The organism is Pseudomonas cavernae (assembly GCF_003595175.1).
In the GTDB taxonomy this organism is placed as follows: domain Bacteria; phylum Pseudomonadota; class Gammaproteobacteria; order Pseudomonadales; family Pseudomonadaceae; genus Aquipseudomonas; species Aquipseudomonas cavernae.
Map to the genome: position 1 here is coordinate 1302625 of NZ_CP032419.1, position 23733 is coordinate 1326357.

21 protein-coding genes are annotated in these 23733 nt (G+C 64.8%); 15 read left to right on the plus strand and 6 right to left on the minus strand.

Annotated features, from left to right (window positions below; all coding sequences use genetic code 11):
- Positions 1–20 precede the first annotated feature (20 nt).
- Together D3880_RS06025 and D3880_RS06030 are read left to right on the plus strand one after the other, a co-directional pair.
- Complete coding sequence (locus D3880_RS06025) at positions 21–1169, plus strand: pyridoxal phosphate-dependent aminotransferase (RefSeq protein WP_119892584.1); 1149 nt, start codon at positions 21–23, stop codon at positions 1167–1169.
- 92 nt (positions 1170–1261) lie between these two features.
- Positions 1262–2047: an amidohydrolase gene (locus D3880_RS06030; RefSeq protein ID WP_119892585.1), complete on the plus strand. Its 786-nt coding sequence runs from the start codon at positions 1262–1264 to the stop codon at positions 2045–2047.
- Between the two features lie 125 nt (positions 2048–2172).
- Here D3880_RS06030 and leuA read toward each other — a convergent pair whose 3' ends face one another.
- From leuA to xseA, 3 genes are all read right to left on the minus strand, one after another.
- Positions 2173–3843 (minus strand): 2-isopropylmalate synthase, encoded by a 1671-nt coding sequence (leuA, locus tag D3880_RS06035; protein WP_119892586.1) that lies wholly within the window; start codon positions 3841–3843, stop codon positions 2173–2175.
- A gap of 329 nt (positions 3844–4172) precedes the next feature.
- The gene (locus tag D3880_RS06040) at positions 4173–5003 is read right to left on the minus strand and encodes a peptidoglycan DD-metalloendopeptidase family protein (protein WP_119892587.1); all 831 of its coding nucleotides are present in this window, start codon (positions 5001–5003) and stop codon (positions 4173–4175) included.
- 54 nt (positions 5004–5057) lie between these two features.
- The gene (gene xseA, locus D3880_RS06045) at positions 5058–6437 is read right to left on the minus strand and encodes an exodeoxyribonuclease VII large subunit (RefSeq protein WP_119892588.1); all 1380 of its coding nucleotides are present in this window, start codon (positions 6435–6437) and stop codon (positions 5058–5060) included.
- Positions 6438–6537: 100 nt separating this feature from the next.
- Here xseA and D3880_RS06050 point away from each other — a divergent pair, with 100 nt between their 5' ends.
- From D3880_RS06050 to tadA, 5 genes are all read left to right on the plus strand, one after another.
- Positions 6538–7107 (plus strand): sugar ABC transporter ATPase, encoded by a 570-nt coding sequence (locus D3880_RS06050; protein WP_119892589.1) that lies wholly within the window; start codon positions 6538–6540, stop codon positions 7105–7107.
- A gap of 259 nt (positions 7108–7366) precedes the next feature.
- Positions 7367–8836 (plus strand): IMP dehydrogenase, encoded by a 1470-nt coding sequence (guaB, locus tag D3880_RS06060; protein ID WP_119892590.1) that lies wholly within the window; start codon positions 7367–7369, stop codon positions 8834–8836.
- Between the two features lie 80 nt (positions 8837–8916).
- Positions 8917–10497 carry a glutamine-hydrolyzing GMP synthase gene (gene guaA, locus D3880_RS06065; RefSeq protein WP_119892591.1) on the plus strand — a complete coding sequence of 527 codons (1581 nt, stop codon included), beginning with the start codon at positions 8917–8919 and terminating at the stop codon, positions 10495–10497.
- 204 nt (positions 10498–10701) lie between these two features.
- Complete coding sequence (locus tag D3880_RS06070) at positions 10702–12072, plus strand: multicopper oxidase family protein (protein WP_119892592.1); 1371 nt, start codon at positions 10702–10704, stop codon at positions 12070–12072.
- Positions 12073–12150: 78 nt separating this feature from the next.
- A complete protein-coding gene (tadA, locus tag D3880_RS06075) occupies positions 12151–12630 on the plus strand; it encodes a tRNA adenosine(34) deaminase TadA (protein WP_119892593.1) in 480 nt (159 codons plus the stop codon).
- 5 nt (positions 12631–12635) lie between these two features.
- Here tadA and mltF read toward each other — a convergent pair whose 3' ends face one another.
- Positions 12636–14099, minus strand: coding sequence for a membrane-bound lytic murein transglycosylase MltF (mltF, locus tag D3880_RS06080; protein WP_119892594.1), 1464 nt, complete (start codon positions 14097–14099; stop codon positions 12636–12638).
- A 163-nt stretch (positions 14100–14262) separates the two neighbouring features.
- Here mltF and purL point away from each other — a divergent pair, with 163 nt between their 5' ends.
- From purL to D3880_RS06095, 3 genes are all read left to right on the plus strand, one after another.
- Complete coding sequence (purL, locus tag D3880_RS06085) at positions 14263–18159, plus strand: phosphoribosylformylglycinamidine synthase (RefSeq protein ID WP_119892595.1); 3897 nt, start codon at positions 14263–14265, stop codon at positions 18157–18159.
- 178 nt (positions 18160–18337) lie between these two features.
- On the plus strand, positions 18338–18586 hold the full coding sequence (locus D3880_RS06090; RefSeq protein WP_119892596.1) for a CDGSH iron-sulfur domain-containing protein: 249 nt from the start codon (positions 18338–18340) through the stop codon (positions 18584–18586).
- A gap of 173 nt (positions 18587–18759) precedes the next feature.
- Positions 18760–19077: a YqfO family protein gene (locus D3880_RS06095; RefSeq protein ID WP_119892597.1), complete on the plus strand. Its 318-nt coding sequence runs from the start codon at positions 18760–18762 to the stop codon at positions 19075–19077.
- A gap of 53 nt (positions 19078–19130) precedes the next feature.
- Here the strand turns inward: D3880_RS06095 and D3880_RS06100 are convergent, their stop codons facing one another.
- A complete protein-coding gene (locus tag D3880_RS06100) occupies positions 19131–19634 on the minus strand; it encodes a L,D-transpeptidase family protein (RefSeq protein WP_119892598.1) in 504 nt (167 codons plus the stop codon).
- A gap of 39 nt (positions 19635–19673) precedes the next feature.
- Positions 19674–20228, minus strand: coding sequence for an NUDIX hydrolase (locus D3880_RS06105; RefSeq protein ID WP_119892599.1), 555 nt, complete (start codon positions 20226–20228; stop codon positions 19674–19676).
- 170 nt (positions 20229–20398) lie between these two features.
- Here D3880_RS06105 and D3880_RS06110 point away from each other — a divergent pair, with 170 nt between their 5' ends.
- The 5 genes from D3880_RS06110 (at position 20399) to D3880_RS06130 (ending at position 23722) form a co-directional block, all read left to right on the plus strand.
- On the plus strand, positions 20399–21001 hold the full coding sequence (locus D3880_RS06110; protein ID WP_119895679.1) for a CoA pyrophosphatase: 603 nt from the start codon (positions 20399–20401) through the stop codon (positions 20999–21001).
- 37 nt (positions 21002–21038) lie between these two features.
- The gene (locus tag D3880_RS06115; RefSeq protein WP_119892600.1) at positions 21039–21563 is read left to right on the plus strand and encodes a gamma carbonic anhydrase family protein; all 525 of its coding nucleotides are present in this window, start codon (positions 21039–21041) and stop codon (positions 21561–21563) included.
- Entirely contained in the window at positions 21563–21751 is a 189-nt protein-coding gene (locus tag D3880_RS06120; RefSeq protein WP_119892601.1) for a DUF1289 domain-containing protein, read from the plus strand. Before D3880_RS06115 ends, D3880_RS06120 begins: the two co-directional genes overlap by 1 nt.
- A gap of 70 nt (positions 21752–21821) precedes the next feature.
- Positions 21822–23003 carry a formate-dependent phosphoribosylglycinamide formyltransferase gene (gene purT, locus D3880_RS06125; RefSeq protein WP_119892602.1) on the plus strand — a complete coding sequence of 394 codons (1182 nt, stop codon included), beginning with the start codon at positions 21822–21824 and terminating at the stop codon, positions 23001–23003.
- Positions 23000–23722, plus strand: coding sequence for an SGNH/GDSL hydrolase family protein (locus D3880_RS06130; protein WP_119892603.1), 723 nt, complete (start codon positions 23000–23002; stop codon positions 23720–23722). The genes purT and D3880_RS06130 overlap by 4 nt, the downstream gene beginning before the upstream one ends.
- Positions 23723–23733 lie beyond the last annotated feature (11 nt).

Sequence of the window (23733 nt, forward strand, 5' to 3'; positions counted from 1 at the left end):
GTCAGTGCAGGAAGGCCACCATGATTCGCAGCAAACTCCCCAACGTCGGCACCACCATCTTCACCCGCATGTCCCAGCTCGCCGCCGAAACCGGCGCGCTGAACTTGTCCCAGGGCTTCCCCGACTTCGACAGCCCGGCGGCGCTGCGCGAGGCGGTGAGCCGGCATATCGCCGCCGGCCACAACCAATATGCGCCGATGAGCGGCTTGCCCGGCTTGCGCCAGCAGGTGGCGGCCAAGGTGCAGGCCTTGTATGGCCGTGCTGCCGATGCCGACAGCGAGGTGACCATAGTGCCGGGCGCCACCGAGGCGATCTTCTGTGCGGTGCAGGCACTGATCCATGCCGGCGACGAGGCCATCGTCCTCGATCCCTGCTATGACAGCTACGAACCCTCGGTGGAGTTGGCCGGCGGCCGCTGCGTGCATGTGCCGCTGGCCCTGCCGGACTTCAGCATCGACTGGCAGCGCCTGGCCGATGCCATCACCCCGCGCACCCGGCTGATCTTCATCAACTCGCCGCACAACCCCAGCGGCGCGCTGCTCAGTCGTGCCGATCTGGATCGCCTGGCGGCGCTGATCCGCGACCGCGATATCCACCTGATCAGCGACGAGGTTTACGAGCATCTGGTGTTCGATGGCGTGCAGCACGCCAGCGTGTTGGCTCACGAGGAACTGTACCGGCGCGCCTTCGTGGTCAGCTCGTTCGGCAAGACCTACCACGTCACCGGTTGGAAGACCGGCTATGTGGTGGCGCCGCCGGCGCTGACCGCCGAGCTGCGCAAGATCCACCAGTACGTGACCTTCTGTGGAGTGACGCCGCTGCAATACGCGCTGGCCGACTTCATGGCCGAGCACCCCGAGCACATCCGCGAGCTGCCGGGCTTCTACCAGAGCAAGCGCGACCTGTTTTGCGACCTGCTGCGAGGCTCGCGTTTTCGCTTCACCCGCGCCGCCGGCACCTATTTCCAGCTGGCCGATTACTCGGCGATCCGCGCCGACCTCAACGACGTCGAGATGGCCGAATGGCTGACCCGCGAGCATGGCGTGGCGGCGATTCCGGTGTCAGTCTTCTATCAGAGCGCGCCGCAGGACCTGCGCCTGGTGCGCTTCTGTTTCGCTAAGCGCGAGGAGACGCTGCGTCAGGCGGCGGAGAAACTCTGCGCGATATAGCGCTATAGGGTGGAAAACCGCGAAGCGTTTTCCACCAGAAGTCGGTGGATGTGAAAAGCGACATCCACCCTACGACTTGCAATGGAGTCGAGATGAGCGACAAATCTGACCTCGAACTGGCCTTGGTGCAGACCACCCTGACCTGGCACGATCCGGCGGCCAACCACGCGCACTTCCATGTGCTGCTCGAGCAGGCGCGCGGCGCCGATCTGATCGTTCTACCGGAAATGTTCACCACCGGCTTTTCCATGGATTCGGCGGCCCTGGCCGAGCCGGAGGATGGGCCGACCTATGCCTGGTTGCGCGAACAGGCGCGCCGGCTCGATGCGGTGGTGACCGGCAGCATCATCATCCAGGCCGCCGATGGCAGCCATCGCAACCGCCTGCTGTGGGCGCGCCCGGATGGCGAAGTGCTGCACTACGATAAGCGCCACCTGTTCCGCATGGCCGGTGAGCACAAGCATTACACCCCGGGTGAGCGCCAGGTGCTGCTGGAGGTCAAGGGTTGGCGGGTGCGCCCGCTGATCTGCTACGACTTGCGCTTTCCAGTGTGGAGCCGCGATCCGCACGATACCGACCTGCTCTTATACACCGCCAACTGGCCGGCCGCGCGCCGCCATCACTGGAACAGGCTGCTGCCTGCGCGGGCGATCGAGAACCTCTGTTATGTGGCGGCGGTGAACCGGGTCGGCACCGATGGCAAGGGCTATCCCTATAGCGGCGACAGCCAGGTGCTGGATTTCCAGGGCGAGACCCTGCTGAACGCCGGCGAGGGCGACGGGGTGTTCCGCATTTGCCTCGAAGCGCGGGGACTGACGGACTATCGCGAGCGTTTCCCGGCGCACCTCGACGCCGACGGCTTCACGCTGAAACCGTAGGATGGGTTGGGCCTGCGTACCCATCAATCCGTACCGCATGGGTATCGCTGTGCTCAACCCATCCTACAAAAGCAAAAAGCCGCTTACCCGAAAGGTAAGCGGCTTTTTCGTTGCCAGGAATCGGCTTAGGCGGCTTGCGCCTCGCCCTGGCTGAGGGCGCGGTTCAGCGCGCTGAACAGGGCGCGGAAACTCGCCGTGGTGATGTTTTCGTCGATGCCAATGCCGTGCAGGGCACGACCGCCGTCGACGCGCAGCTCGATGTAGGCCGCGGCCTTGGCATTGGTGCCGGCGCCGATGGAATGCTCGGAGTAGTCCATGATCTCGACTTTCTCCGGCAGGCTGGCCACCAGTGCTTCCAGCGGACCGTTGCCCATGCCGCGCCAGTGCTGGGTTTCACCCTGGACACTGACTTCGATATCCACCGCGCTAGTGCCGTTCTCTTCCTGCAGGCGATGCCCCTTCAGGGCGTACGGCGCGGTGGCCTTCAGGTACTCGTTCTCCAGCAATTCGTAGATCTGCTTGGCGCTCATTTCCAGGCCGAGACGGTCGGTTTCGCGCTGGACCACCTGGCTGAACTCGATCTGCGTGCGCCGCGGCAGGCTGATGCCGTATTCCTGTTCGAGCAGGAAGGTGATGCCGCCCTTGCCGGACTGGCTGTTGACGCGGATCACCGCCTCGTAGCTGCGGCCGATGTCGGCCGGGTCGATCGGCAGGTACGGCACTTCCCAGATGCCATCGTCTTTCTGCTGGGCGAAGCCCTTGCGGATCGCATCCTGGTGCGAGCCGGAGAAGGCGGTGTGCACCAAGTCGCCGACGTACGGATGACGCGGATGTACCGGCAGCTGGTTGCATTCCTCGACCACCTTGCGTACGCCGTCGATGTCGGAGAAGTCCAGTTGCGGGTGCAGGCCCTGGGTGTACATGTTCAAAGCGACGGTCACCAAGTCGACGTTGCCGGTGCGCTCGCCGTTACCGAACAGGCAGCCCTCGACACGGTCGGCGCCGGCCATCAGGCCCAATTCTGTGGCGGCCACGCCGGTGCCACGGTCGTTGTGGGTGTGCAGGCTGATGATCACGCTGTCGCGGCGGCTGATATGGCGACCGAACCACTCGATCTGGTCGGCGTAGATATTCGGCGTGGAAACTTCCACGGTCGCCGGCAGGTTGAGGATTACCTTGTTCTGCGGGGTCGGTTGCCAGACGTTGAGCACGGCGTCGCAGACCTGCACGGCGAACTCCAGCTCGGTGGAGGTGAAGATTTCCGGCGAGTACTGGAAGGTCCACTGGGTTTCCGGCTGCTGCGCGGCGAGCTTCTTGATCAGCTTGGCGGCGTTCACCGCGATATCGACCACGCCCTGCTTGTCCTGGTTGAAGACGATGCGGCGGAATGACGGCGCGGTGGCGTTGTAGACGTGAACGATGGCCTTCTTGGCGCCTTTCAGCGACTCGAAGGTACGGGTGATCAGGTCGTCACGGGCCTGGGTCAGCACCTGGATGGTGGTGTCGTCGGGGATATGGTTGCCTTCGATCAGCTCGCGGACGAAATCGAAGTCGGTCTGCGATGCGGATGGGAAGGCCACCTCGATTTCCTTCACACCCACCTGCACCAGGGTCTTGAAGAAGCGCATCTTCTTTTCGGCATCCATCGGCTCGATCAGCGACTGGTTGCCATCACGCAGGTCGGAGCTGCACCAGATCGGCACTTCGGTGATGGTCTTCGATGGCCAGGTGCGGTCCGGCAGGTTGATGGCCGGGAAGGCGCGGTATTTGGTCGACGGGTCGTTCAACATGCTCATGGGGGAATCCTTTTCTTCGGGCCGTACGGGTGGCCAGCCGGGTATAGGGCGACGGTAGGCGATGAAGTGTGCGTTCAGCTTCGCAGTCGCGGGCTGACCAAGGTCAGGCAAGCGTACTGGCGCAACAAAATCAGGGTATGGGTGATAGTCATGGGTAAACCCTAAGCTGTGAGGTTAAAGCTGGCAAGCATTGCGATAAAATTGGCAGGAGTACGCAGGTTTTAATTATTGATGAGCTTTTATTGCGCATAAGCCCGGTTGGCTTTGTATTTGTTGCGGCGGTTTTTGCTCTCATGTCTCGCTGTTTAACCCGATTGCCCGCCAGCGCATTAGGGCTGGAACGCGCCGATAAAGATCGCCGGATCGACCCGGGCGTCGTTGAGGCTGACGTTCCAGTGCATGTGCGGCCCGGTGGCGCGGCCGGTGGCGCCGACGCGGCCGAGCACGGTGCCGCGCGGCAGTTGCTGGCCGAGTCGCACATCGACCTTCGACAGATGGCAGAACATGCTGATCAGGCCCTGGCCGTGGTCGACGAACACCGTCCGGCCGTTGAAGAAGTAGTTGCCGATCAGGATCACCTTGCCGGCGGCCGGCGCCTTGACTGGCGTGCCGGCCGGCACGGCGAAGTCCAGCCCGGCGTGCGGGTTACGCTCCTCGCCGTTGAAGAAACGGCGCACGCCGAAGCGGCTGGACAGCGGGCCGCTGACCGGTTTGTCGAACAGTAGATTGCTTGGCGTGGCGGGGCTGAAGGTTTGGTAGGCGCGGGTCTGCTCGGCCAGTTCGCGTTCGATGCGCTTGAGGTCTGCGGGCAGCGGGTTGACCTGGCGCTGGTTGGCCAGGCGGATGTGCTGCTCCGGGTAGTGCTTCGCTTTGACCATGAAGCTCAGCTGCTGGCGTCCACTCGCCGAGTCGACCGCCAGCTGTTGCTGACCGGGTTTGATCGTGAGCGGAATGCCGACGATGGCGATCCAGCGCTGGCCGTCTTCCTTGACCACCAGCACCGGCTTGTCCTGATAGCGCGCCTGGGGCGCGGCTTGGTCGCTGCCAAGCGGCAGCACGGCGACGCCGCCCGGCACCGGCTGGTTCAGCAGGCGGCTGAGAAAGCCTTCGGCGTGGGCGGGCAGGACGAGGCAGAGCAACAGGGCGGCGAACAGGCGCATTGAGGGTTCCGATATAAACGTAGGGTGGATGACGCTTCACCCATCCACCTTGGGTTAATCCAGCAGAGAAAGAGTCACCGGCGCCAGATGGTTGTCTTCGACGCGCACGTCCAGCTCGCCTTCGCCGAGCTTGGCGGTGAGCTTCTGCCCGGGGCGGGTCTGGGCGGCGCGGCGGATCGCCTGGCCGCGTTCATCGAGAAGGATGCTGTAGCCACGTCCGAGGGTCGCCAGCGGGCTGACCACGTGTAGCGTCTGCATCTGGCTGTGCAGCTGCAATCGGCGCGCCTTGAGGCCTTCGCGCATGGCCCGCGGCAGGCGTTCGCCGAGGCTGTCGAGGCGCTGGCGCAGGAGGGCGAGGAGGCGCCCCGGATGCTGGGCGGCGAGGCGGCTGTCGAGGCGCATCAACAGTTCGCGGCGCTGGCTGTGCTGGCGCTCGAAGGCGCGGCGCAGACGCATGTCCAGATCGTCGAGGCGCTGCGCGTGCTGGCGCAGGCGCTCGCCGGGGTGACGCAGGCGGCGGCTCAGGCCCTCCAGGCGCAGGCGCTCGCGGGCCAGGCGGTCCTGAATGCGCAGCCGCAGGCGGCGGTGCAGGCCGTCCAGGCGTTGCTGCAGGTCGCCGCTGTCCGGCGCCAGCAGTTCGGCGGCGGCGGAGGGCGTCGGCGCGCGCACGTCGGCGACGAAGTCGCTGATTGACACGTCGGTTTCATGGCCGACGGCGCTGACGATCGGCGTCTTACAGGCGGCCACGGCACGGGCCACGGCTTCCTCGTTGAAGCACCAGAGGTCCTCCAGCGAGCCGCCGCCGCGGGCCAGGATCAGCGCATCGAAGCCACGCGCGTCGGCCAGTTGCAGGGCGCGGACGATCTGCGCCGTGGCCTCGCGGCCCTGCACGGCGGTGGGGATCAGGGTCAGGCGCACCTGCGGGGCGCGGCGGCGGAACACGCTGATGATGTCGCGGATCACCGCGCCGGTCGGCGAGCTGACGATGCCGATATGTCGTGGATGGGCGGGCAGGGCGCGCTTGCGCTCGGCGGCGAACAGGCCCTCGGCGGCGAGTTTGTCCTTCAGCGCCTCGAACGCCAGGCGCAGGGCGCCGTCGCCGGCGGGTTCGACACTGTCGAGAATCAGCTGGTAGTCGCCGCGGCCCTCGAACAACGAGACCTTGCCGCGCACGCGCACGGCCAGGCCGTCTCTCAGGGCCTGGCGTACGCGGGTGGCGTTCTGCCGGAACAGCGCGCAGCGCACCTGGGCCTGGCTGTCCTTCAAGGTGAAATAGATGTGCCCGGAGGCGGGGCGGGCGAGGTTGGAGATCTCGCCTTCGACCCACACCTGGGCGAACACGTCCTCCAGCAGCACGCGGGCACGGCCGTTGAGCTGGCTGACGGTGAGGACCTCGCGTTCGAGGCCGAGTCTTTCAAAGGAGTCCTTGCGCATGGCGGCATGATAAAGGCTTTACCGGCCGAGCCAAAGGACGCATCCACTGGAGAGGCGGTTTAAGCTACACGCCTGTCCCGGCAAAAGTTGTGTGCACACCATGAGTCAGCAGCAGAGCATCATCGTCCCGCAAATCTCCACTTTCCCTGGGCACGAAGCCAAGGCGCGGGCCATTCTGCGCTGGCTGGTGCAGCAGGCGATCGTGCAGCCGCAGTTGAGCCATTGTGGCCGCGGGGGCGATGGGCTGGGCTATGGCATCGCCGTGGGTGCCAGCAAGGTGATGCATGTGCCGGCCGGCGCCGCAGTGGCCGACTACCTACCGTTTGGCCAGGCGTGCAATGGTCTGGAGGTCGTCACCAAGCGTTGCATCTTCACCCCGATGCAGGGCTTCGACGGTCTGGCGCGCTGCCCGGAATGCCGGACGGAGATTGGCGAGGTGCTGCTAGACCACCTGGAGAACTGGATGCCGGCGGATACCGACAACTTCATCTGCCCCGAGTGCGGGCATGAGGACGATATCAACGGTTTTCCGTTCAGCCAGCCCTGCGGATTTTCCAACCTGGGGTTCATCTTCAACAACTGGCCGGCGGCGTCGTTCAAGCAGAGCTTCCTCGACGAGTTCGCCCAGCGTCTGGGTCGGCCGATCGTGCTGGTGCAGGTCACGCTTTAGGTTCTGTACGAAAACTGCCTGCGCTTGGTGATGCTGCGTTAAAAAGCGGCTCGGAATGCTCATTTACAGCTCGTAAACTCCGCTTCCTCGCCACTTTTTGCCTTGCCTGACCTTCGCTCGGCGACTTTTCGTACAAAACCTAGCGCTCTGAGTGTCGGCAACTGCGCGGGTGCAACTGAGCCGACGGTTTGCGTTGAGCCAGCAGGCTTGCATGGGTATAATGGCGCGCTTCCATTTTTCCCGTCTGGGAGCCCCCGCCATGCTGCGTATCAGTCAAGAAGCCCTAACCTTCGACGACGTTCTTCTCATCCCCGGTTACTCCAACGTTCTGCCCAAAGACGTCAGTCTCAAGACCCAGTTGACTCGCGGCATTTCGCTGAATATCCCGCTGGTTTCCGCGGCGATGGACACCGTGACCGAGGCCCGTCTGGCCATCGCCATGGCCCAGGAAGGCGGCATCGGCATCATCCACAAGAACATGAGCGTCGAGCAGCAGGCCGCCGAAGTGCGCAAGGTCAAGCGCTTCGAGGCCGGCGTGGTGAAGGACCCGATCACCATCGAAGCCGACGCCACCGTGCGCGATCTGTTCGAGCTGACCCGGCAGAACAACATTTCCGGTGTACCGGTGCTCGCCAATGGCGATCTGGTCGGCATCGTCACCTCGCGTGACGTGCGTTTCGAGACCCGCCTGGACGCCAAGGTGCATGAGGTGATGACGCCTAAAGAGCGTCTGGTCACCATCAAGGAAGGTGCCGACAAGCAAGAAGCCCGCGAGCTGCTGCACAAGCACCGCATCGAGCGGGTGCTGATCGTCGATAACGCCTTCAACCTGAAAGGCATGATGACTGTCAACGACATCGAGAAGGCCAAGGCCTATCCGCTGGCCAGCAAGGACGACCAGGGTCGCCTGCGCGTCGGTGCGGCCGTCGGTACCGGTGCCGATACCCATGATCGCGTCACCGCGCTGGTCGCCGCCGGGGTCGACGTAATCATCGTCGACACCGCCCACGGTCACTCCCAGGGCGTGATCGATCGGGTGCGCTGGGTCAAGCAGACCTATCCGCAGGTCCAGGTGATCGGCGGCAACATCGCCACCGGTGAGGCGGCCAAGGCGCTGGCCGAAGCCGGCGCGGATGGCGTCAAGGTCGGTATCGGTCCGGGCTCGATCTGCACCACGCGGATCGTCGCCGGCGTCGGTGTGCCGCAGATTTCCGCCGTCGCCAACGTCGCCGCGGCGCTGGCCGGCTCCGGCATCCCGCTGATCGCCGACGGTGGCATCCGCTTCTCCGGTGACCTGGCCAAGGCCGTGGTCGCCGGTGCCTATTGCGTGATGATCGGCTCGATGCTGGCCGGTACCGAAGAGGCGCCGGGCGAGGTCGAGCTGTTCCAGGGCCGTTCCTACAAGGCCTATCGCGGCATGGGTTCGCTGGGGGCCATGGCGCAGGCGCAGGGCTCGTCCGACCGTTACTTCCAGGACTCCTCGGCCGGCGCCGAGAAGCTGGTGCCGGAAGGCATCGAAGGCCGCGTGCCGTACAAGGGCGCGATGAGCGCCATCGTCCACCAGCTGATGGGCGGCCTGCGCGCCTCCATGGGCTACACCGGCTGCGCCAGTGTCGAAGAGATGCGCACCAAGCCGGAGTTTGTGCGCATCACCGGCGCCGGCATGGCCGAGTCGCATGTGCATGACGTGCAGATCACCAAGGAAGCCCCGAACTACCGCGTTGGTTGATTCCAGGCAGTTGAGATAAAGAGACACGGGGCTGCTATTCAGCCCCGTGTCATTTGTGAATTCCGCTACGAGAGACGGCCATGGTTCATCACGACATCCACGCCCACCGCATCCTGATCCTCGACTTCGGTTCCCAGTACACCCAGCTGATCGCCCGCCGTGTGCGCGAGATTGGCGTGTATTGCGAGCTGCACCCGTACGACATGAGCGACGAAGAGATCCGCGCCTTCGCCCCGCGCGGGATCATCCTCGCCGGTGGTCCGGAATCGGTGCACGAGGCCAATAGCCCGCGCGCGCCGAAGGCGGTGTTCGATCTCGGCGTGCCGCTGCTGGGCATCTGCTACGGGATGCAGACCATGGCCGAGCAATTGGGCGGCAAGGTCGAAGGCTCCAATTTGCGTGAGTTCGGCTATGCCCGCGTCGATGTGGTCGGCAAGTCGCGCCTGCTCGACGGCATCGAAGACCACGTCGACGCCGACGGCCTGTTCGGCCTCGACGTGTGGATGAGCCACGGCGACAAGGTCACCACCTTGCCGCACGGCTTCCACATCCTCGCCAGCACCCCGAGCTGCCCGATCGCCGCAATGGCCGACGACGGGCGCGGCTACTACGGCGTGCAGTTCCACCCGGAAGTGACCCACACCAAGCAGGGCGGGCGCATCCTTTCGCGCTTCGTGCTGGATATCTGCGGCTGCCAGGCGCTGTGGACTCCGTCCAACATCGTCGAAGACGCCATTGCCCAGGTGCGCGCTCAGGTTGGTTCGGCCAACGTCCTGCTCGGCCTGTCCGGCGGCGTCGACTCCTCGGTGGTCGCGGCGCTGCTGCACAAGGCGATCGGCGACCAGCTGACCTGCGTGTTCGTCGACAACGGCCTGCTGCGCCTGCACGAAGGCGAGCAGGTGATGGCCATGTTCGCCGAGAACATGGGCGTCAAGGTGATCCGCGCCAATGCCGAAGAACAGTTCCTCGGCAACCTCGCCGGCGTCAGTGATCCGGAGCAGAAGCGCAAGATCATCGGTCGCACCTTTATCGATGTGTTCGATGCCGAGGCGTCCAAGCTGGAGAACATCAAGTTTCTCGCCCAGGGTACCATCTACCCCGACGTGATCGAGTCGGCCGGCGCCAAGAGCGGCAAGGCCCATGTGATCAAGTCGCACCACAACGTCGGCGGCCTGCCGGAGGATATGAACCTCAAGCTGGTCGAGCCGTTGCGCGAGCTGTTCAAGGACGAGGTGCGCAAGCTCGGCCTGGAATTGGGCTTGCCCTACGACATGGTCTACCGCCACCCGTTCCCGGGCCCGGGCCTGGGCGTGCGCATCCTCGGCGAGGTGAAGAAGGAATACGCCGACCTGCTGCGTCGCGCCGACCACATCTTCATCGAAGAGCTGCACAAGGCCGACTGGTACCACAAGACCAGCCAGGCCTTCGTGGTGTTCCAGCCGGTGAAGTCGGTCGGCGTGGTCGGTGACGGCCGTCGCTACGCTTGGGTCGTGGCCCTGCGCGCGGTGGAAACCGTGGATTTCATGACTGCCCGCTGGGCGCATCTGCCCTACGAGCTGCTGGAAACCGTCAGTGGTCGGATCATCAACGAGATCGACGGCATCTCCCGCGTCACCTACGACGTGTCGAGCAAGCCGCCGGCCACCATCGAGTGGGAATGATCTGAACGACAAGGGCAGCCATGGCTGCCCTTGTCGTAGGGTGGATGTCGCTTTTCACATCCCCCGGTTTTTTGTGGTGGAAAACGCTTCGCGGTTTTCCACCCTACGTCGTTCCCGCCCTCGGTGCGGCGATCTGTCGGCTCGCCTGTATCGGCTTTAAGTGAGAAGATCTCTCATCCTTGCGGCTCATCCTCGGAAGTACATATGGCGTTCACCCGCAGACAGATTCTTGCCGGCCTGGCCGGCCTCGGCGTGGTCGGTCTCGGTGCCGGAGGCGCCCGTTACTGGCTGGGGCGGCCGCTGCACGCCACGACTCACGACTACGAGCTGATCGCCGCGCCGCTCGATCTCGAACTGGTGCCCGGGCACGCCACCCCGGCCTGGAGCTACGGCGGCCAGGCGCCGGGCGTCGAATTGCGTTCGCGCCAGGGCGACTGGCTGCGCGTGCGCTTCATCAACAAGCTGGACGAGCCGACCACCATCCACTGGCATGGCATCCGTCTGCCGCTGGAGATGGACGGCGTGCCCTATGTCTCGCAGTTGCCGGTGCTGCCGGGCGAGTACTTCGACTATCAGTTCAGGACCGAGGATGCCGGCAGCTTCTGGTACCACCCGCACCTCTCCAGCGCCCACCAGCTCGGCCGCGGGCTGGTCGGTCCGCTGGTGGTCGAGGAGCGTGAGCCGAGCGGCTTCCGCCATGAGCGCTCGCTGTGCCTGAAGACCTGGCATGTCGATGAGCTGGGCGCCTTCACCGCTTTCAGTGTGCCGCGCGAGGCGGCGCGCGAGGGCACGCGTGGGCGGCTGTCGACGATCAACGGCCAGCCGCTGCCGACCCTCGAGCTGCCGGCCGGGCAGGTGGTGCGTCTGCGCCTGTTCAACCTCGACAGCACGGTGACCTACCGCCTCAACCTGCCGGGTGCCGAGGCGCGCATCTATGCCCTCGACGGCCACCCGGTGCAGCCGCGGCCGCTGGGTAAGGACTACTGGCTGGGGCCGGGGATGCGTCTCGAGCTGGCGCTCAGGGTGCCCGAGGCCGGCCGCGAGCTGCCGCTGCGCAACGGTCCGCTGCGTCTGGCGACGATCAGAAGCGTGGCCTCCAGCGAGGCGCCCGGCGGCTGGCCGGTGGCGCTGCCGGCCAATCCGGTGGCCGAGCCGGATCTGGCGAGCGCCGAAACCCTGAGTTTCCGCTTCGAGTGGGCGGCGACCCTGGTGGACAACGTCGCCCAGGGGGCTAGCTACCAGTACTGGCAGATCAACGGCCAGGCCTGGGACATCAACGACAAGACCTGCGCCGAGCGGCCGATCGCCACCCTCAAGCGGGGCGGCCACTACATCTTCGAGCTGCGCAACATGGCCCAGTACCAGCATCCGATCCACCTGCACGGCATGGCCTTCAAGGTGCTCGATTCGGATCGCAAGGACATCATTCCGTACTTCACCGACACCTACCTGCTGGGCAAGAACGAGACCGCGCGGATTGCTCTGGTGGCGGATAACCCGGGGGTGTGGATGTTCCACTGCCACGTCATCGACCATATGGAAACCGGCCTGATGGCCGCGATTGCGGTGGTGTAGGGTGGATGGCGCTTTTCACATCCACCGGGTTTTCTGGTGGAAAACGCTTCGCGGTTTTCCACCCTACGGATGGTGGCAATGAGCAGAGTACAGATCATCGACCGTAGCCAGGACGAGCGTTTCATGCGCGAGGCGCTGGCCATGGCCACGCAAGGGGCGGAACTGGGCGAGGTGCCGGTGGGTGCGGTGCTGGTGTATGAGGGCGAGATAGTCGGGCGCGGCTTCAACTGCCCAATCTCCAGTCGCGATCCCAGCGCCCATGCGGAAATGGTCGCCATTCGCGGCGCCGCCGAGGCCCTCGACAACTACCGCCTGCCCGGCAGCACGCTGTACGTGACCCTGGAGCCCTGCAGCATGTGCGCCGGGCTGATCGTCCATGCGCGTATCCAGCGCGTGGTCTACGGCGCCAGCGAGCCGAAGGCCGGGGTGGTGGAGAGTCGCGGGGAGTTCTTCGCCCAGGAGTTTCTCAACCACCGGGTACTGGTCGAGGGCGGCTTGCTCGCGGCGGAGTGCGGGGCGACGCTCAGTGCCTTCTTCAAGGCCCGTCGCGGCGCTTGAGCCGCTCAGAGCTGCGGCGCTGCCTCTGCGGGTGGTTTGCGTTTGTCGATGGCGGGTAGATGCAGGCCGCTTTCGGCAATCTTGCTGCCTTCCAGCTGCGGCTGGGTGACCCAGGTGAGGATGTCGTAGTAGCGGCGGATGTTCTGCACGAAGTGCACGGTCTCGCCGCCACGCGCATAGCCGTAACGGGTCTTGCTATACCACTGCTTCTGCGACAGGCGCGGCAGCATCTTCTTCACATCCAGCCACTTGTTCGGGTCGAGGCCCTCGGCCTCGGCCAGCTTGCGCGCGTCGCCCAGGTGGGCGATGCCGATGTTGTAGGCGGCCAGGGCGAGCCAGGTGCGATCCGGCTCCTTCAGTTCTGCGGCCAGGCCGTCCTTGATTAGGGCGAAATATTTGCTGCCGCCGACGATGCTCTGCTTGGCGTCCAGGCGGTTGGCCACGCCCATGGCCTGGGCGGTGTTCTGGGTCAGCATCATCAGGCCGCGCACGCCGGTTTTCGAGGTCGCCTCGGGTTGCCACAGCGACTCCTGATAGCCCACTGCGGCGAGCAGGCGCCAGTCCTGCTGGCCATTCTGGGCGGCGGCGCGGAAGTGCTTCTCGTAGCGTGGCAGGCGCTGCTGCAGGTGTTTGGCGAAGGTGTAGGCGCCGACATAGCCGAGGACGTCGACATGGCCGTAGTAGCGGTCCTTCAGGCGCTGCAGGGTGCCGTTCTGCTCGGCGCGCTGGAGAAACGCATTGGCTTCCTTGAGCAGGCTGTCGTCTTCGCCGGAAGCCACCGCCCAACTCAGACTGCTGGCGTCGCCGACGTCGAAGGCCACCCGCACGTTGGGAAAGTACACCTGGTTCATGGCCAGTTCGTTGGAGTCGACCAGGGTCAGGTCGATCTGCCCCTCGTCGACCATGTTCAGCAGGTCGACCACCTCCACCGCGTCGGATTCTTCGAATTGCAATGCCGGCAACTGGTTCTGCAGTTCGCGCAGTTGCTCGGCATGGCTGCTGCCCTTGAGCACCAGGATGCGCTGCCCGACCAACCCCTCCGGGCGAGTCGGGCGGCGCTGGCCGTTGCGGTAGACGACTTGCGGAGTGACTTCCAGGTAGGAGGCGGAGAAGCGCGCCTGGGTCTGCCGGCCATGACTGGCGGTCAGGCCGGCGGCCGCCAGTTGCGGGCCGTCGAGCTGGCCCAGGCGGGCATAGAGCTCGTCGAGGTTGTCGGCGGTTTCGATCTGCAGCTTGACGCCCAGGTCGTCGGCGAAGCGCTTGACCAGTTCATATTCGAAGCCGGTTTCGCCGTTGCGATCCTGGAAGTAGGTGGCCGGGCTGTTGCGGGTGATCACCCGTAGCACGCCATCTTTCTTGACCCGCTCGAGGCTGCTGGACTCGTCGACGCAGCCGGAGACTGGCAGAAGGAGTCCGACCGCCAGCAGCCAGAGCGCGCAGCGCTTGCGGAACAGGGTGTGTGCGAACATCGGCGCAGTATACGCAAAGCGCCTCTGTCGCCATATCTCGACAGCCATGAGCATCTCTGTTAGTGAAAGCGCGGCCGCCAACGCCCGTCACGGGTGTCTTGGCATGCGCTTTAAGCTAGAATGCACCGCCTCAAAGCTCCCCTTCTCCGAGGCTGTCCCGAAGATGTTGATCCTGCGCGGCGCTCCCGCCCTTTCTGCCTTCCGCCACGGCAAATTACTCGCGCAACTGACCCAGAAGGTCACCACCGTCAGCGGTGTGTACGCCGAGTTTGCCCACTTCGCCGAGGTCACCGGTGTCCTCACCGAGGAAGAGCATAGCGTCCTGGTACGTTTGCTCCAGTATGGTCCAAGTGTGCCGGTGCAAGAGCCAAGCGGTCGGCTGTTCCTGGTGGTGCCGCGTACCGGCACCATCTCGCCGTGGTCGAGCAAGGCCACCGACATCGCCACCAACTGCGGTTTGGCCAAGATCGAGCGTCTCGAGCGCGGCATTGCCTTTTACGTTAGCGGAGAATTCGACGACGCCGAGGCCGAGTTGATCGCCGCCGGCCTGCATGACCGCATGACCCAACAAGTGCTGGCGGCCATGGAGCAGGCCGCAGCCTTGTTCAGCCATGCGCAGCCCGCGCCGCTGACCGCCGTGGACGTGCTCGGCGGCGGCCGTGCGGCGCTGGTGCAGGCCAACATCGAGTTGGGCCTGGCGCTGGCCGAAGACGAGATCGACTACCTGGTGGCGAGCTTCACCGAACTGGGGCGCAACCCGCACGACATCGAACTGATGATGTTCGCCCAGGCCAACTCCGAGCATTGCCGGCACAAGATCTTCAACGCCAGCTGGGACATCGATGGCGAAAGCCAGGAAAAATCCCTGTTCGGCATGATCAAGAACACCCACGAGCTGCACCGCGAGGGCGTGCTGTCGGCCTACAAGGACAACGCCGCGGTGATCGTCGGCAACGTCGCCGGGCGTTTCTACCCGAATCCTGAGACCCGCGAGTACGTGGCCAGCCAGGAGCCGGTGCACATCCTGATGAAGGTGGAAACCCACAACCACCCGACTGCCATCGCCCCGTTCCCCGGCGCCTCCACCGGCTCCGGCGGCGAGATCCGTGACGAAGGCGCCACGGGCCGCGGCGCCAAGCCGAAGGCCGGGCTGACCGGCTTCACCGTCTCCAACCTGCAGATCCCCGGCTTCCAGCAGCCTTGGGAAGTGCCCTACGGCAAACCCGAGCGCATCGTCACCGCGCTGGACATCATGATCGAAGGCCCGCTGGGCGGCGCGGCGTTCAACAACGAGTTCGGCCGGCCCAATCTGACCGGCTACTTCCGTACCTTCGAGCAGGCAGTGAGCTCGCCGCGCGGCGAAGAGGTGCGCGGCTACCACAAGCCGATCATGCTCGCCGGCGGCATGGGTAACATCCGCGATGAGCATGTGCAGAAGGCCGAGATCAGCGTCGGCGCCAAGCTCATCGTGCTCGGCGGCCCGGCCATGCTGATCGGTCTGGGCGGCGGTGCGGCGTCCTCGATGGCCACCGGTACCAGTTCCGCCGACCTGGATTTCGCCTCGGTGCAGCGCGAGAACCCGGAGATGGAGCGCCGTTGCCAGGAAGTCATCGACCGCTGCTGGCAGCTGGGCGAGCACAACCCGATCAAGTTCATCCATGACGTCGGCGCCGGCGGCCTGTCCAACGCCTTCCCGGAACTGGTCAATGATGGCGGTCGCGGCGGCCGTTTCGAGCTGCGCGCGGTGCCCAACGACGAGCCGGGCATGAGTCCGCTGGCCATCTGGTGCAACGAATCGCAGGAGCGCTACGTGCTGTCGGTGGATGCCGCCGATTTCGAGCGTTTCAAGGCCATCTGCGAACGTGAGCGCTGCCCCTTCGCGGTGGTCGGCGAGGCCACCGAAGAGCGCCATCTGACCGTCGCCGACAGCCACTTCGGCAACAAGGCGGTGGACATGCCGCTCAATGTCCTCCTCGGCAAGGCGCCGCGCATGCACCGTTCGGCGCTGCGCGAGGCCGAGCAGGGCGACGACTTCGCCGCAGCCAGCGTCGACATCGCCGAAGCGGTGAGTCGCGTGCTGCGCCATCCGGCGGTGGCCAGCAAGAACTTCCTGATCACCATCGGCGACCGCACCATCACCGGCCTGGTCGCCCGCGACCAGATGGTCGGTCCCTGGCAGGTGCCGGTGGCCGACTGCGCCGTCACCGCCACCAGCTTCGACGTCTACAGCGGCGAAGCCATGGCCATGGGCGAGCGCACCCCGCTGGCGCTGCTCGATGCGCCGGCCTCGGGGCGCATGGCGATCGGCGAGACCATCACCAACCTGGCCGCCGCGCATATCGGCAAGCTGTCCGACATCAAGCTGTCGGCCAACTGGATGGCCGCCGCCGGCCACCCCGGTGAAGACGCGCGCCTGTATGACACGGTGAAAGCGGTCGGCATGGACCTGTGCCCGGCGCTGGGCATCACCATCCCGGTCGGCAAGGACTCGATGTCGATGAAGACCCGCTGGCAGGAGCAGGGCGCCGAGAAGAGCGTCACCTCGCCGCTGTCGCTGATCGTCAGCGGCTTTGCCCCGGTGGTCGACATTCGCAAGACTCTGACCCCGCAACTGCGCATGGATCGCGGCGAGACCGACCTGATCCTCATCGACCTCGGCCGTGGCCAGAACCGCATGGGCGGCTCGATCCTCGCCCAGGTCTACGGCAAGATCGGCAAGCAGGGCCCGGACGTCGACGACGCCGAAGACCTCAAGGCCTTCTTCGCCGTGATCCAGGGCCTCAGCGCCGACGGCCACCTGCTGGCCTACCACGACCGTTCCGACGGCGGCCTGCTGGCCACCGCACTGGAAATGGCGTTCGCCGGCCACTGTGGCCTCGACCTGCAACTCGATGCCCTCGCCGACGGTCGCGCGGATGTCGCCGCGGTGCTGTTCAACGAAGAACTCGGTGCGCTGATCCAGGTGCATCAGGACGTCACCCCGGAAGTCCTGGCACAGTTCAGTGCCGCCGGTCTGGGCGACTGCGTGGCGGTGATCGGTCAGCCGGTCAACAACGCCGAAGTGCTGATCAGCTTCGAAAGCCAGCCGGTGTTCAGTGGCGAGCGGCGCCTGCTGCAGCGCCAATGGAGCGAAACCAGCTACCAGATCCAGCGTCTGCGCGACAACGTCGAGTGCGCCGAGCAGGAGTTCGACCTGCTGCTGGACGAGGACAACCCCGGTCTTAACGTCAAGCTCGGCTTCGACGTCAACCAGGATATCGCTGCGCCTTACATCAAGAAGGGTGTGCGGCCACAGGTGGCGGTGCTGCGCGAGCAGGGCGTCAACGGCCAGGTGGAAATGGCCGCCGCCTTCGACCGCGCCGGCTTTGCCGCCATCGACGTGCACATGAGCGACATCCTCGCCGGGCGCGTCAGCCTGGAGGAGTTCAAGGGCCTGGTGGCCTGTGGCGGCTTCTCCTATGGCGACGTGCTCGGCGCCGGCGAAGGCTGGGCCAAGTCGATTCTGTTCAACAGCCGCGCACGGGATGCCTTTAGCGCCTTCTTCGCACGCAAGGACAGCTTCACCCTCGGTGTGTGCAACGGTTGCCAGATGCTCTCCAACCTGCATGAGCTGGTGCCCGGCAGTGAATTCTGGCCGCACTTCGTGCGCAACCGCTCGGAGCAGTTCGAGGCGCGTGTGGCGATGGTCCAGGTGCAGGAATCGGCGTCGATCTTCCTTCGCGGCATGGCCGGTTCGCGCCTGCCGATCGCCATCGCCCACGGAGAAGGGCATGCTGAGTTTGAGAGTGAAGAGGCGTTGCTCGAGTCCGATCTGTCCGGCTGCGTGGCGATGCGCTTCGTCGACAACCACGGCAAGGTCACCGAAACCTATCCGGCCAACCCCAACGGTTCGCCGCGCGGGATCACCGGCCTGACCAGTCGCGACGGCCGGGTGACCATCATGATGCCGCACCCGGAACGGGTATTCCGTGCCGTGCAGAACTCCTGGCGCCCGGACGAGTGGCAGGAAGACGGCGGCTGGATGCGCATGTTCCGCAACGCCCGCGTGTGGGTCGACTAAGAGCCGGCCAGAGGCCGTTCTGCTGACCCTCTCCCGCTTGCGGGAGAGGGTGCCCGAAGGGCGGGAGAGGGTGCGCCGATCCAGGCGGTCCTTTCTCCACGAAAGAGAACTGCTCGGTTCCATACCGCGACTCCTTACTGGGACTGTTGCCGTGGCAGATGCCGATCAGGCGCTCCCCATGCTTCCCGAGGTGCGCCAAGTCCAGCCTGGCGACACCGTGCATCTGTGTGTCTGCGGTCGCTCGCCACAGGCGCCGGACTGTCCCGATACCTGTCCACAAGGCACAAGCCTGACAATCGTCCGCGAGCAGCGTTTGCTGCTGTGTCGCTGCGGGCGCTCGCGCGACTTGCCATATTGCGACGGCAGTCACAACCCGCCCGCGCCGGGTTGGCGGGGCAAGTGGCAGCGTTTCTGGCTAGGCCATTAACTGCCGGTTGGTTATGCCAAACTGCTCTATGTGGTCGGCAAACAGCTGGGAGTTTTTTCAGTCCAATGCCCGAGTTGTGAACCACTTACAGTAGATCCAAGGCAATGTGCCATTACGCTGTTCGTGGCATTCTAAACGCCTGCGATGGGCTGTCTTTTGTTGCGGAGATCTTGATGTACAAGCTGTGTTTTTATGTCCCGGAATCCCATCTGGACGTGGTTAAGAACGCTATTTTTGCCGTGGGTGCCGGCCGCATCGGCAACTATGACAGCTGCTGCTGGCAGGTGCTGGGGCAGGGACAATTTCGCCCCTTGTCGGGCAGTCAGCCGTTTCTCGGGCAGGCCGGGCGGGTCGAGCAGGTGGCGGAGTGGAAGGTCGAACTGGTGGTCGCCGATGAGCTGATCCACGACTCGGTCAAGGCGCTACGCAAGGCGCATCCTTATGAAGCGCCGGCCTTCGAGGTTTGGCGCTTGTCGGATCTGCAGTTCTGAACGGCTTGCAGAAAAAAGGCGCCAAGCGGCGCCTTTTTTGTCGCTCGCCCCGGTCAGGGGCGAATCTCGATCAGCGTGCCGTCTTTGACCAGGGTCCAGATCTCCTGCATGTCGGCGTTCTTCATGGCGATGCAGCCTTCGGTCCAGTCCAGGCTGCTGAAGTACCACTCCGGGTATTCCTCGTCGATCGGGGTGCCGTGGATCATGATCATGCCACCGGCCGGCACCCCTTCCTTGCGGGCGTTTTGCTGGTCGCGAATGTTGGGGTAGGAGATATGCATGGCCAGGTTGTAGTTGTCGCTGGTTTTGCGCCAGTCGATCCAGTAGAAGCCTTCCGGGGTGCGCTGGTCGCCTTCGCGTTGCTTGGCGCCTTGCGGCTTTTTACCCAGGGAAACCTTGTAGGACTTGAGCACGCTGCCTTTGCCCATCAGGTGCAACTTGCGCTCGGATTTGATCACCAGCACTTTGTCCACGGTCTGACCGGCCAGCGTCGGTGCGGCGTTGGCGTGAGAGAGTGCGGCAAAAGACAAACATAGAGCGGCTAGCAACCAGCGCATCGGAACAATTTCCCCGGGTCGACAGGACCGCCTTGGCGGTCAGGTTTTTTTATAGTGCGCACGCAAGGCCTCGAGTGGCTCATTGCGCACGGGGTAGGTCTGCGCTACCCGGTCGGCAAAGTAGCATTCTAAGGTACGCCCGACAGTCGGAAAAGCCAGCTCGGACCAAGGGATGTCGTCCTCACGGAACAATTGTACTTCCAGGCTCTCGTCGCCGGCGGCGAAGTCCAGATCCACCAGCTGGGCGCGGAAGAACACATACACCTGGCTGATGTGCGGTAGATCGAACAGGGTGTAGAGCTTCAGGTGCTGGACGCGGGCGTGGGCCTCTTCGAGGGTTTCGCGCATTGCGGCCTGCGCCATGGTTTCGCTGTTTTCCATGAAGCCGGCCGGCAGGGTCCAGTAGCCGCGCCGCGGCTCGATGGCGCGGCGGCAGAGCAGCACCCGGTCTTCCCATACCGGCAAGCACCCCGCAACGATGCGCGGGTTCTGGTAGTGAATGGTCTGGCATTGGGAGCAGACATAGCGCAAGCGATTGTCGCCGGGCGGAATGTACTGGCTCACCGGGCTGCCGCACAGGCTGCAGAATTTCATGCCGATTCCTCGTGGTTCATGACGCATCTTGGCGCGATCCAGGCTGTGCCAGCAAGTCGCCAGCGTCTGCTGATTAGTGTGACGAATGATGCGAGCAACGGGCGCAGGGCTTGGGCGGGCCGTTGCTTTCGTGCCATGATGCCTAACAGAAGAAAAGACCGAGAATGTTCATGCTGGATGAGCTGCTCCACCGTGTGCGCAGCTATACGCCGCGCGTTCTGGAGACCGAACAAGGCTTTCCCGAAGCGGCGGTGCTGGTGCCGATTACCCGTTCCGACCAACCCGAGCTGGTGCTGACCCTGCGCGCCAGCGGCTTGTCGACCCACGGCGGCGAGGTGGCGTTCCCTGGTGGGCGGCGCGACCCTGAGGATCGCGACCTGATCCACACTGCGTTGCGGGAAGCGGAGGAAGAAGTCGGCCTGCCGCCAGGGCTGGTCGAGGTGATCGGGCCGCTGAGCCCTCTGGTGTCGCGCTATGGCATCAGGGTCACGCCGATCGTCGGCATCGTCCCGGATTACGTCGAGTATCAGCCCAACGATGGCGAGATCGCCGCGGTGTTCACGGTGCCCTTGGAATTCTTCCGCAAAGATCCGCGTGAGGTCACCCATCGCATCGATTATCAGGGGCGCAACTGGTATGTGCCGAGCTACCGCTACGGCGAGTTCAGGATCTGGGGGCTGACGGCGATCATGGTGGTCGAGTTAGTCAACTTGCTGTTTGACGCCGAGATCCCGCTGCACGAGCCGCCGGCGTCCTTCATCAAACTCAGCTGAATTCGCGACACCCCCAAAAAATGCCAAGGAATCCTCGATGAAATACCGTCTGGGCGATGCCCGCGTCGAAACCCATCCGGACAGCTGGATCGCCCCCGACGCCGCGGTGATCGGCAAGGTCAAGCTGGAGGCCGGCGCCAGTGTCTGGTTTGGCGCCGTGCTGCGCGGCGACAACGAGCTGATCCATATCGGCGAGAACAGTAACGTGCAGGACGGCACAGTGATGCACACCGACATGGGTTTCCCGCTGACCTTGGGCCAGGGCGTCACCGTCGGCCATAACGTGATGATGCACGGCTGTACGGTCGACGATTACAGTCTGATCGGCATCAACGCGGTGATCCTCAACGGCGCCAAGATTGGCAAGTACTGCATCATCGGCGCCAACAGCCTGATCGGCGAGGGCAAGGAGATTCCCGACGGCTCGCTGGTGATGGGCTCGCCCGGCAAGGTGGTGCGCGAGTTGAACGAGGCGCAGAAGAAGATGCTCGAGGCCAGCGCCGCCCACTACGTGCACAACGCCAAGCGTTATGCCCGTGACTTGCAGCCGCAGGACGATTGATGCAACGCGAACGCCCGGTCGCCTCGCCCTGCGTGTCGGTATGCGCGCTGGACGAGGAGGACATTTGTACCGGTTGCCAGCGCTCGGCGGCGGAAATCACCCGCTGGGGGCTCATGGACAACCCGGAACGGCGCCAGGTCCTGCGCCTCTGTCATGAGCGGGCCAAGGTCAAAGGCCTGTTGCTCTAGCGGCGAACAATTTCTCCCGATTCACACTCCAGCGGCGACAGCGCGCCGCCGACTCTTCGAGGAAACCCCCATGCCCCGTATCGGAACCCCATTATCGCCGAGCGCGACCCGTGTGCTGTTGTGCGGCTCAGGCGAGTTGGGCAAGGAGCTGGTGATCGAGCTACAGCGTCTGGGCGTCGAGGTGATCGCCGTTGATCGCTACGTCAACGCCCCGGCCATGCAGGTGGCGCACCGCAGCCATGTGGTCGACATGCTCGACGGCGCCGCCCTGCGCGCGGTGATCGAGGCCGAGCGGCCGCACTATATAGTCCCGGAAATCGAGGCCATCGCCACCGCCACCCTGGTCGAACTGGAGGCCGAAGGCTTCACCGTGATCCCTAGCGCCCGCGCCGCGCAGCTGACCATGAACCGCGAGGGCATCCGCCGGCTGGCGGCCGAGGAGTTGGACCTGCCGACCTCGCCCTACCACTTCGCCGATTCTTTCGAAGAGTGTCAGGCGGCGGTTGAAGCACTCGGTTTTCCATGCCTTATCAAGCCGATCATGAGCTCCTCGGGCAAGGGGCAGTCGGTGCTGAAAAGCTTGGACGATCTGCAATCCGCTTGGGATTACGCCCAGGCCGGTGGGCGTGCGGGCAAGGGGCGGGTGATAGTCGAAGGCTTCATCGATTTCGACTACGAAATCACTTTGCTCACCGTCCGCCATGTCGGCGGTACGACCTTCTGCGCGCCGGTCGGTCATCGGCAGGAGAAGGGCGATTACCAGGAGTCCTGGCAGCCGCAGGTGATGAGTCCTAAGGCGCGGGCCGAGGCTGAGCGGATTGCCCTTGCAGTCACTGGATCGTTGGGCGGGCGGGGATTGTTCGGCGTCGAGCTGTTCGTTAAAGGTGATCGGGTGTGGTTCTGTGAAATTTCGCCACGTCCGCACGACACCGGGCTGGTCACCCTGATTTCCCAGGACCTGTCCGAATTCGCCCTGCATGCGCGAGCGATCCTCGGCCTGCCGATCCCGGCAATCCGTCAGTTCGGCCCCTCGGCTTCGGCGGTGATCCTGGTCGAGGGCCATTCGCAGCAGGCCGCGTTCGCCAACCTCGGCGCCGCCCTGAGCGAGCCGGACACCGCGCTGCGCCTGTTCGGCAAGCCCGAGGTCGCCGGTCAGCGGCGCATGGGCGTAGCCCTGGCGCGCGACGAGTCGATTGAGCAGGCGCGGGCCAAGGCCACGCGTGCGGCACAAGCGGTGACCGTCGAGTTATGAGCGGCTGGCGCGGCCTGGCCTGGTGGGCGGTCGCGTTACCTCTGCTGCCATTGCTGTTGCCGCTGGCGTTGCGCACCCGGCGCAATGCCCTGCGCCTGACACCCGCGGCCGGTGCCGAGCAGGGCTTGGTTGGCGCCACGGCGGGTGGCGAACCCCTGCGTGTATTGCTGCTCGGCGAATCGACCGTCGCCGGGGTTGGTGCTTCCTGCCTGGATTACGCCCTGGCTGGGCAGCTGGCGACGGCTCTCGCTGGGCGCCTACGGCGTCCAGTGTGCTGGCGTGCGTTGGGCGAGAACGGTATCGCCGCGGGTGAAGCCGGCCAGCGTTTGCTGCCGCAGGCGCAGGAGCCGGTCGATGTGGTCGTGCTGGTATTCGGCGTCAACGACACCACCCATTTCACTACGCTAGCGGCCTGGCGCGCAGCCTTGCAGCAGATGATCGAGTACTTTCAGCGGCGCGGAGCCCGGGTGCTCTGCACGGCGGTGCCGCCGCTGCAGCATTTCAGTGCCTTGCCCTGGCTGCTGCGGCAACTGCTGGGCTGGCGCGCCAGCTTGCTGGATGAGCAGTTGCGAGTTTTGGCCGGGCAACTGGGCGCGCACTACTGTGGCGCGGCGCTGACCATGCAGAAAGATTATCTGGCCATCGATGGCTATCACCCGTCGACGCTGGGTTATCGGGTCTGGGGCGCGAGTCTGGCCGAGGCGCTCTGCTTGGCATAAGGCTGGGTGCT

Excerpts from the sequence above, each read along its gene's own strand:
- purT (WP_119892602.1), top strand. The coding sequence starts at position 21,822 with ATGCCCCGTATCGGAACCCCATTATCGCCGAGCGCGACCCGTGTGCTG.
- guaB (WP_119892590.1), top strand. The coding sequence starts at position 7,367 with ATGCTGCGTATCAGTCAAGAAGCCCTAACCTTCGACGACGTTCTTCTC.
- leuA (WP_119892586.1), bottom strand. The coding sequence starts at position 3,843 with ATGAGCATGTTGAACGACCCGTCGACCAAATACCGCGCCTTCCCGGCC.
- D3880_RS06050 (WP_119892589.1), top strand. The coding sequence starts at position 6,538 with ATGAGTCAGCAGCAGAGCATCATCGTCCCGCAAATCTCCACTTTCCCT.
- D3880_RS06070 (WP_119892592.1), top strand. The coding sequence starts at position 10,702 with ATGGCGTTCACCCGCAGACAGATTCTTGCCGGCCTGGCCGGCCTCGGC.
- tadA (WP_119892593.1), top strand. The coding sequence starts at position 12,151 with ATGAGCAGAGTACAGATCATCGACCGTAGCCAGGACGAGCGTTTCATG.
- D3880_RS06110 (WP_119895679.1), top strand. The coding sequence starts at position 20,399 with ATGCTGGATGAGCTGCTCCACCGTGTGCGCAGCTATACGCCGCGCGTT.
- D3880_RS06030 (WP_119892585.1), top strand. The coding sequence starts at position 1,262 with ATGAGCGACAAATCTGACCTCGAACTGGCCTTGGTGCAGACCACCCTG.
- D3880_RS06025 (WP_119892584.1), top strand. The coding sequence starts at position 21 with ATGATTCGCAGCAAACTCCCCAACGTCGGCACCACCATCTTCACCCGC.
- D3880_RS06105 (WP_119892599.1), bottom strand. The coding sequence starts at position 20,228 with ATGAAATTCTGCAGCCTGTGCGGCAGCCCGGTGAGCCAGTACATTCCG.
- D3880_RS06100 (WP_119892598.1), bottom strand. The coding sequence starts at position 19,634 with ATGCGCTGGTTGCTAGCCGCTCTATGTTTGTCTTTTGCCGCACTCTCT.
- purL (WP_119892595.1), top strand. The coding sequence starts at position 14,263 with ATGTTGATCCTGCGCGGCGCTCCCGCCCTTTCTGCCTTCCGCCACGGC.
- guaA (WP_119892591.1), top strand. The coding sequence starts at position 8,917 with ATGGTTCATCACGACATCCACGCCCACCGCATCCTGATCCTCGACTTC.
- D3880_RS06115 (WP_119892600.1), top strand. The coding sequence starts at position 21,039 with ATGAAATACCGTCTGGGCGATGCCCGCGTCGAAACCCATCCGGACAGC.
- D3880_RS06040 (WP_119892587.1), bottom strand. The coding sequence starts at position 5,003 with ATGCGCCTGTTCGCCGCCCTGTTGCTCTGCCTCGTCCTGCCCGCCCAC.
- D3880_RS06090 (WP_119892596.1), top strand. The coding sequence starts at position 18,338 with ATGCTTCCCGAGGTGCGCCAAGTCCAGCCTGGCGACACCGTGCATCTG.
- D3880_RS06095 (WP_119892597.1), top strand. The coding sequence starts at position 18,760 with ATGTACAAGCTGTGTTTTTATGTCCCGGAATCCCATCTGGACGTGGTT.
- mltF (WP_119892594.1), bottom strand. The coding sequence starts at position 14,099 with ATGTTCGCACACACCCTGTTCCGCAAGCGCTGCGCGCTCTGGCTGCTG.
- D3880_RS06130 (WP_119892603.1), top strand. The coding sequence starts at position 23,000 with ATGAGCGGCTGGCGCGGCCTGGCCTGGTGGGCGGTCGCGTTACCTCTG.
- xseA (WP_119892588.1), bottom strand. The coding sequence starts at position 6,437 with ATGCGCAAGGACTCCTTTGAAAGACTCGGCCTCGAACGCGAGGTCCTC.
- D3880_RS06120 (WP_119892601.1), top strand. The coding sequence starts at position 21,563 with ATGCAACGCGAACGCCCGGTCGCCTCGCCCTGCGTGTCGGTATGCGCG.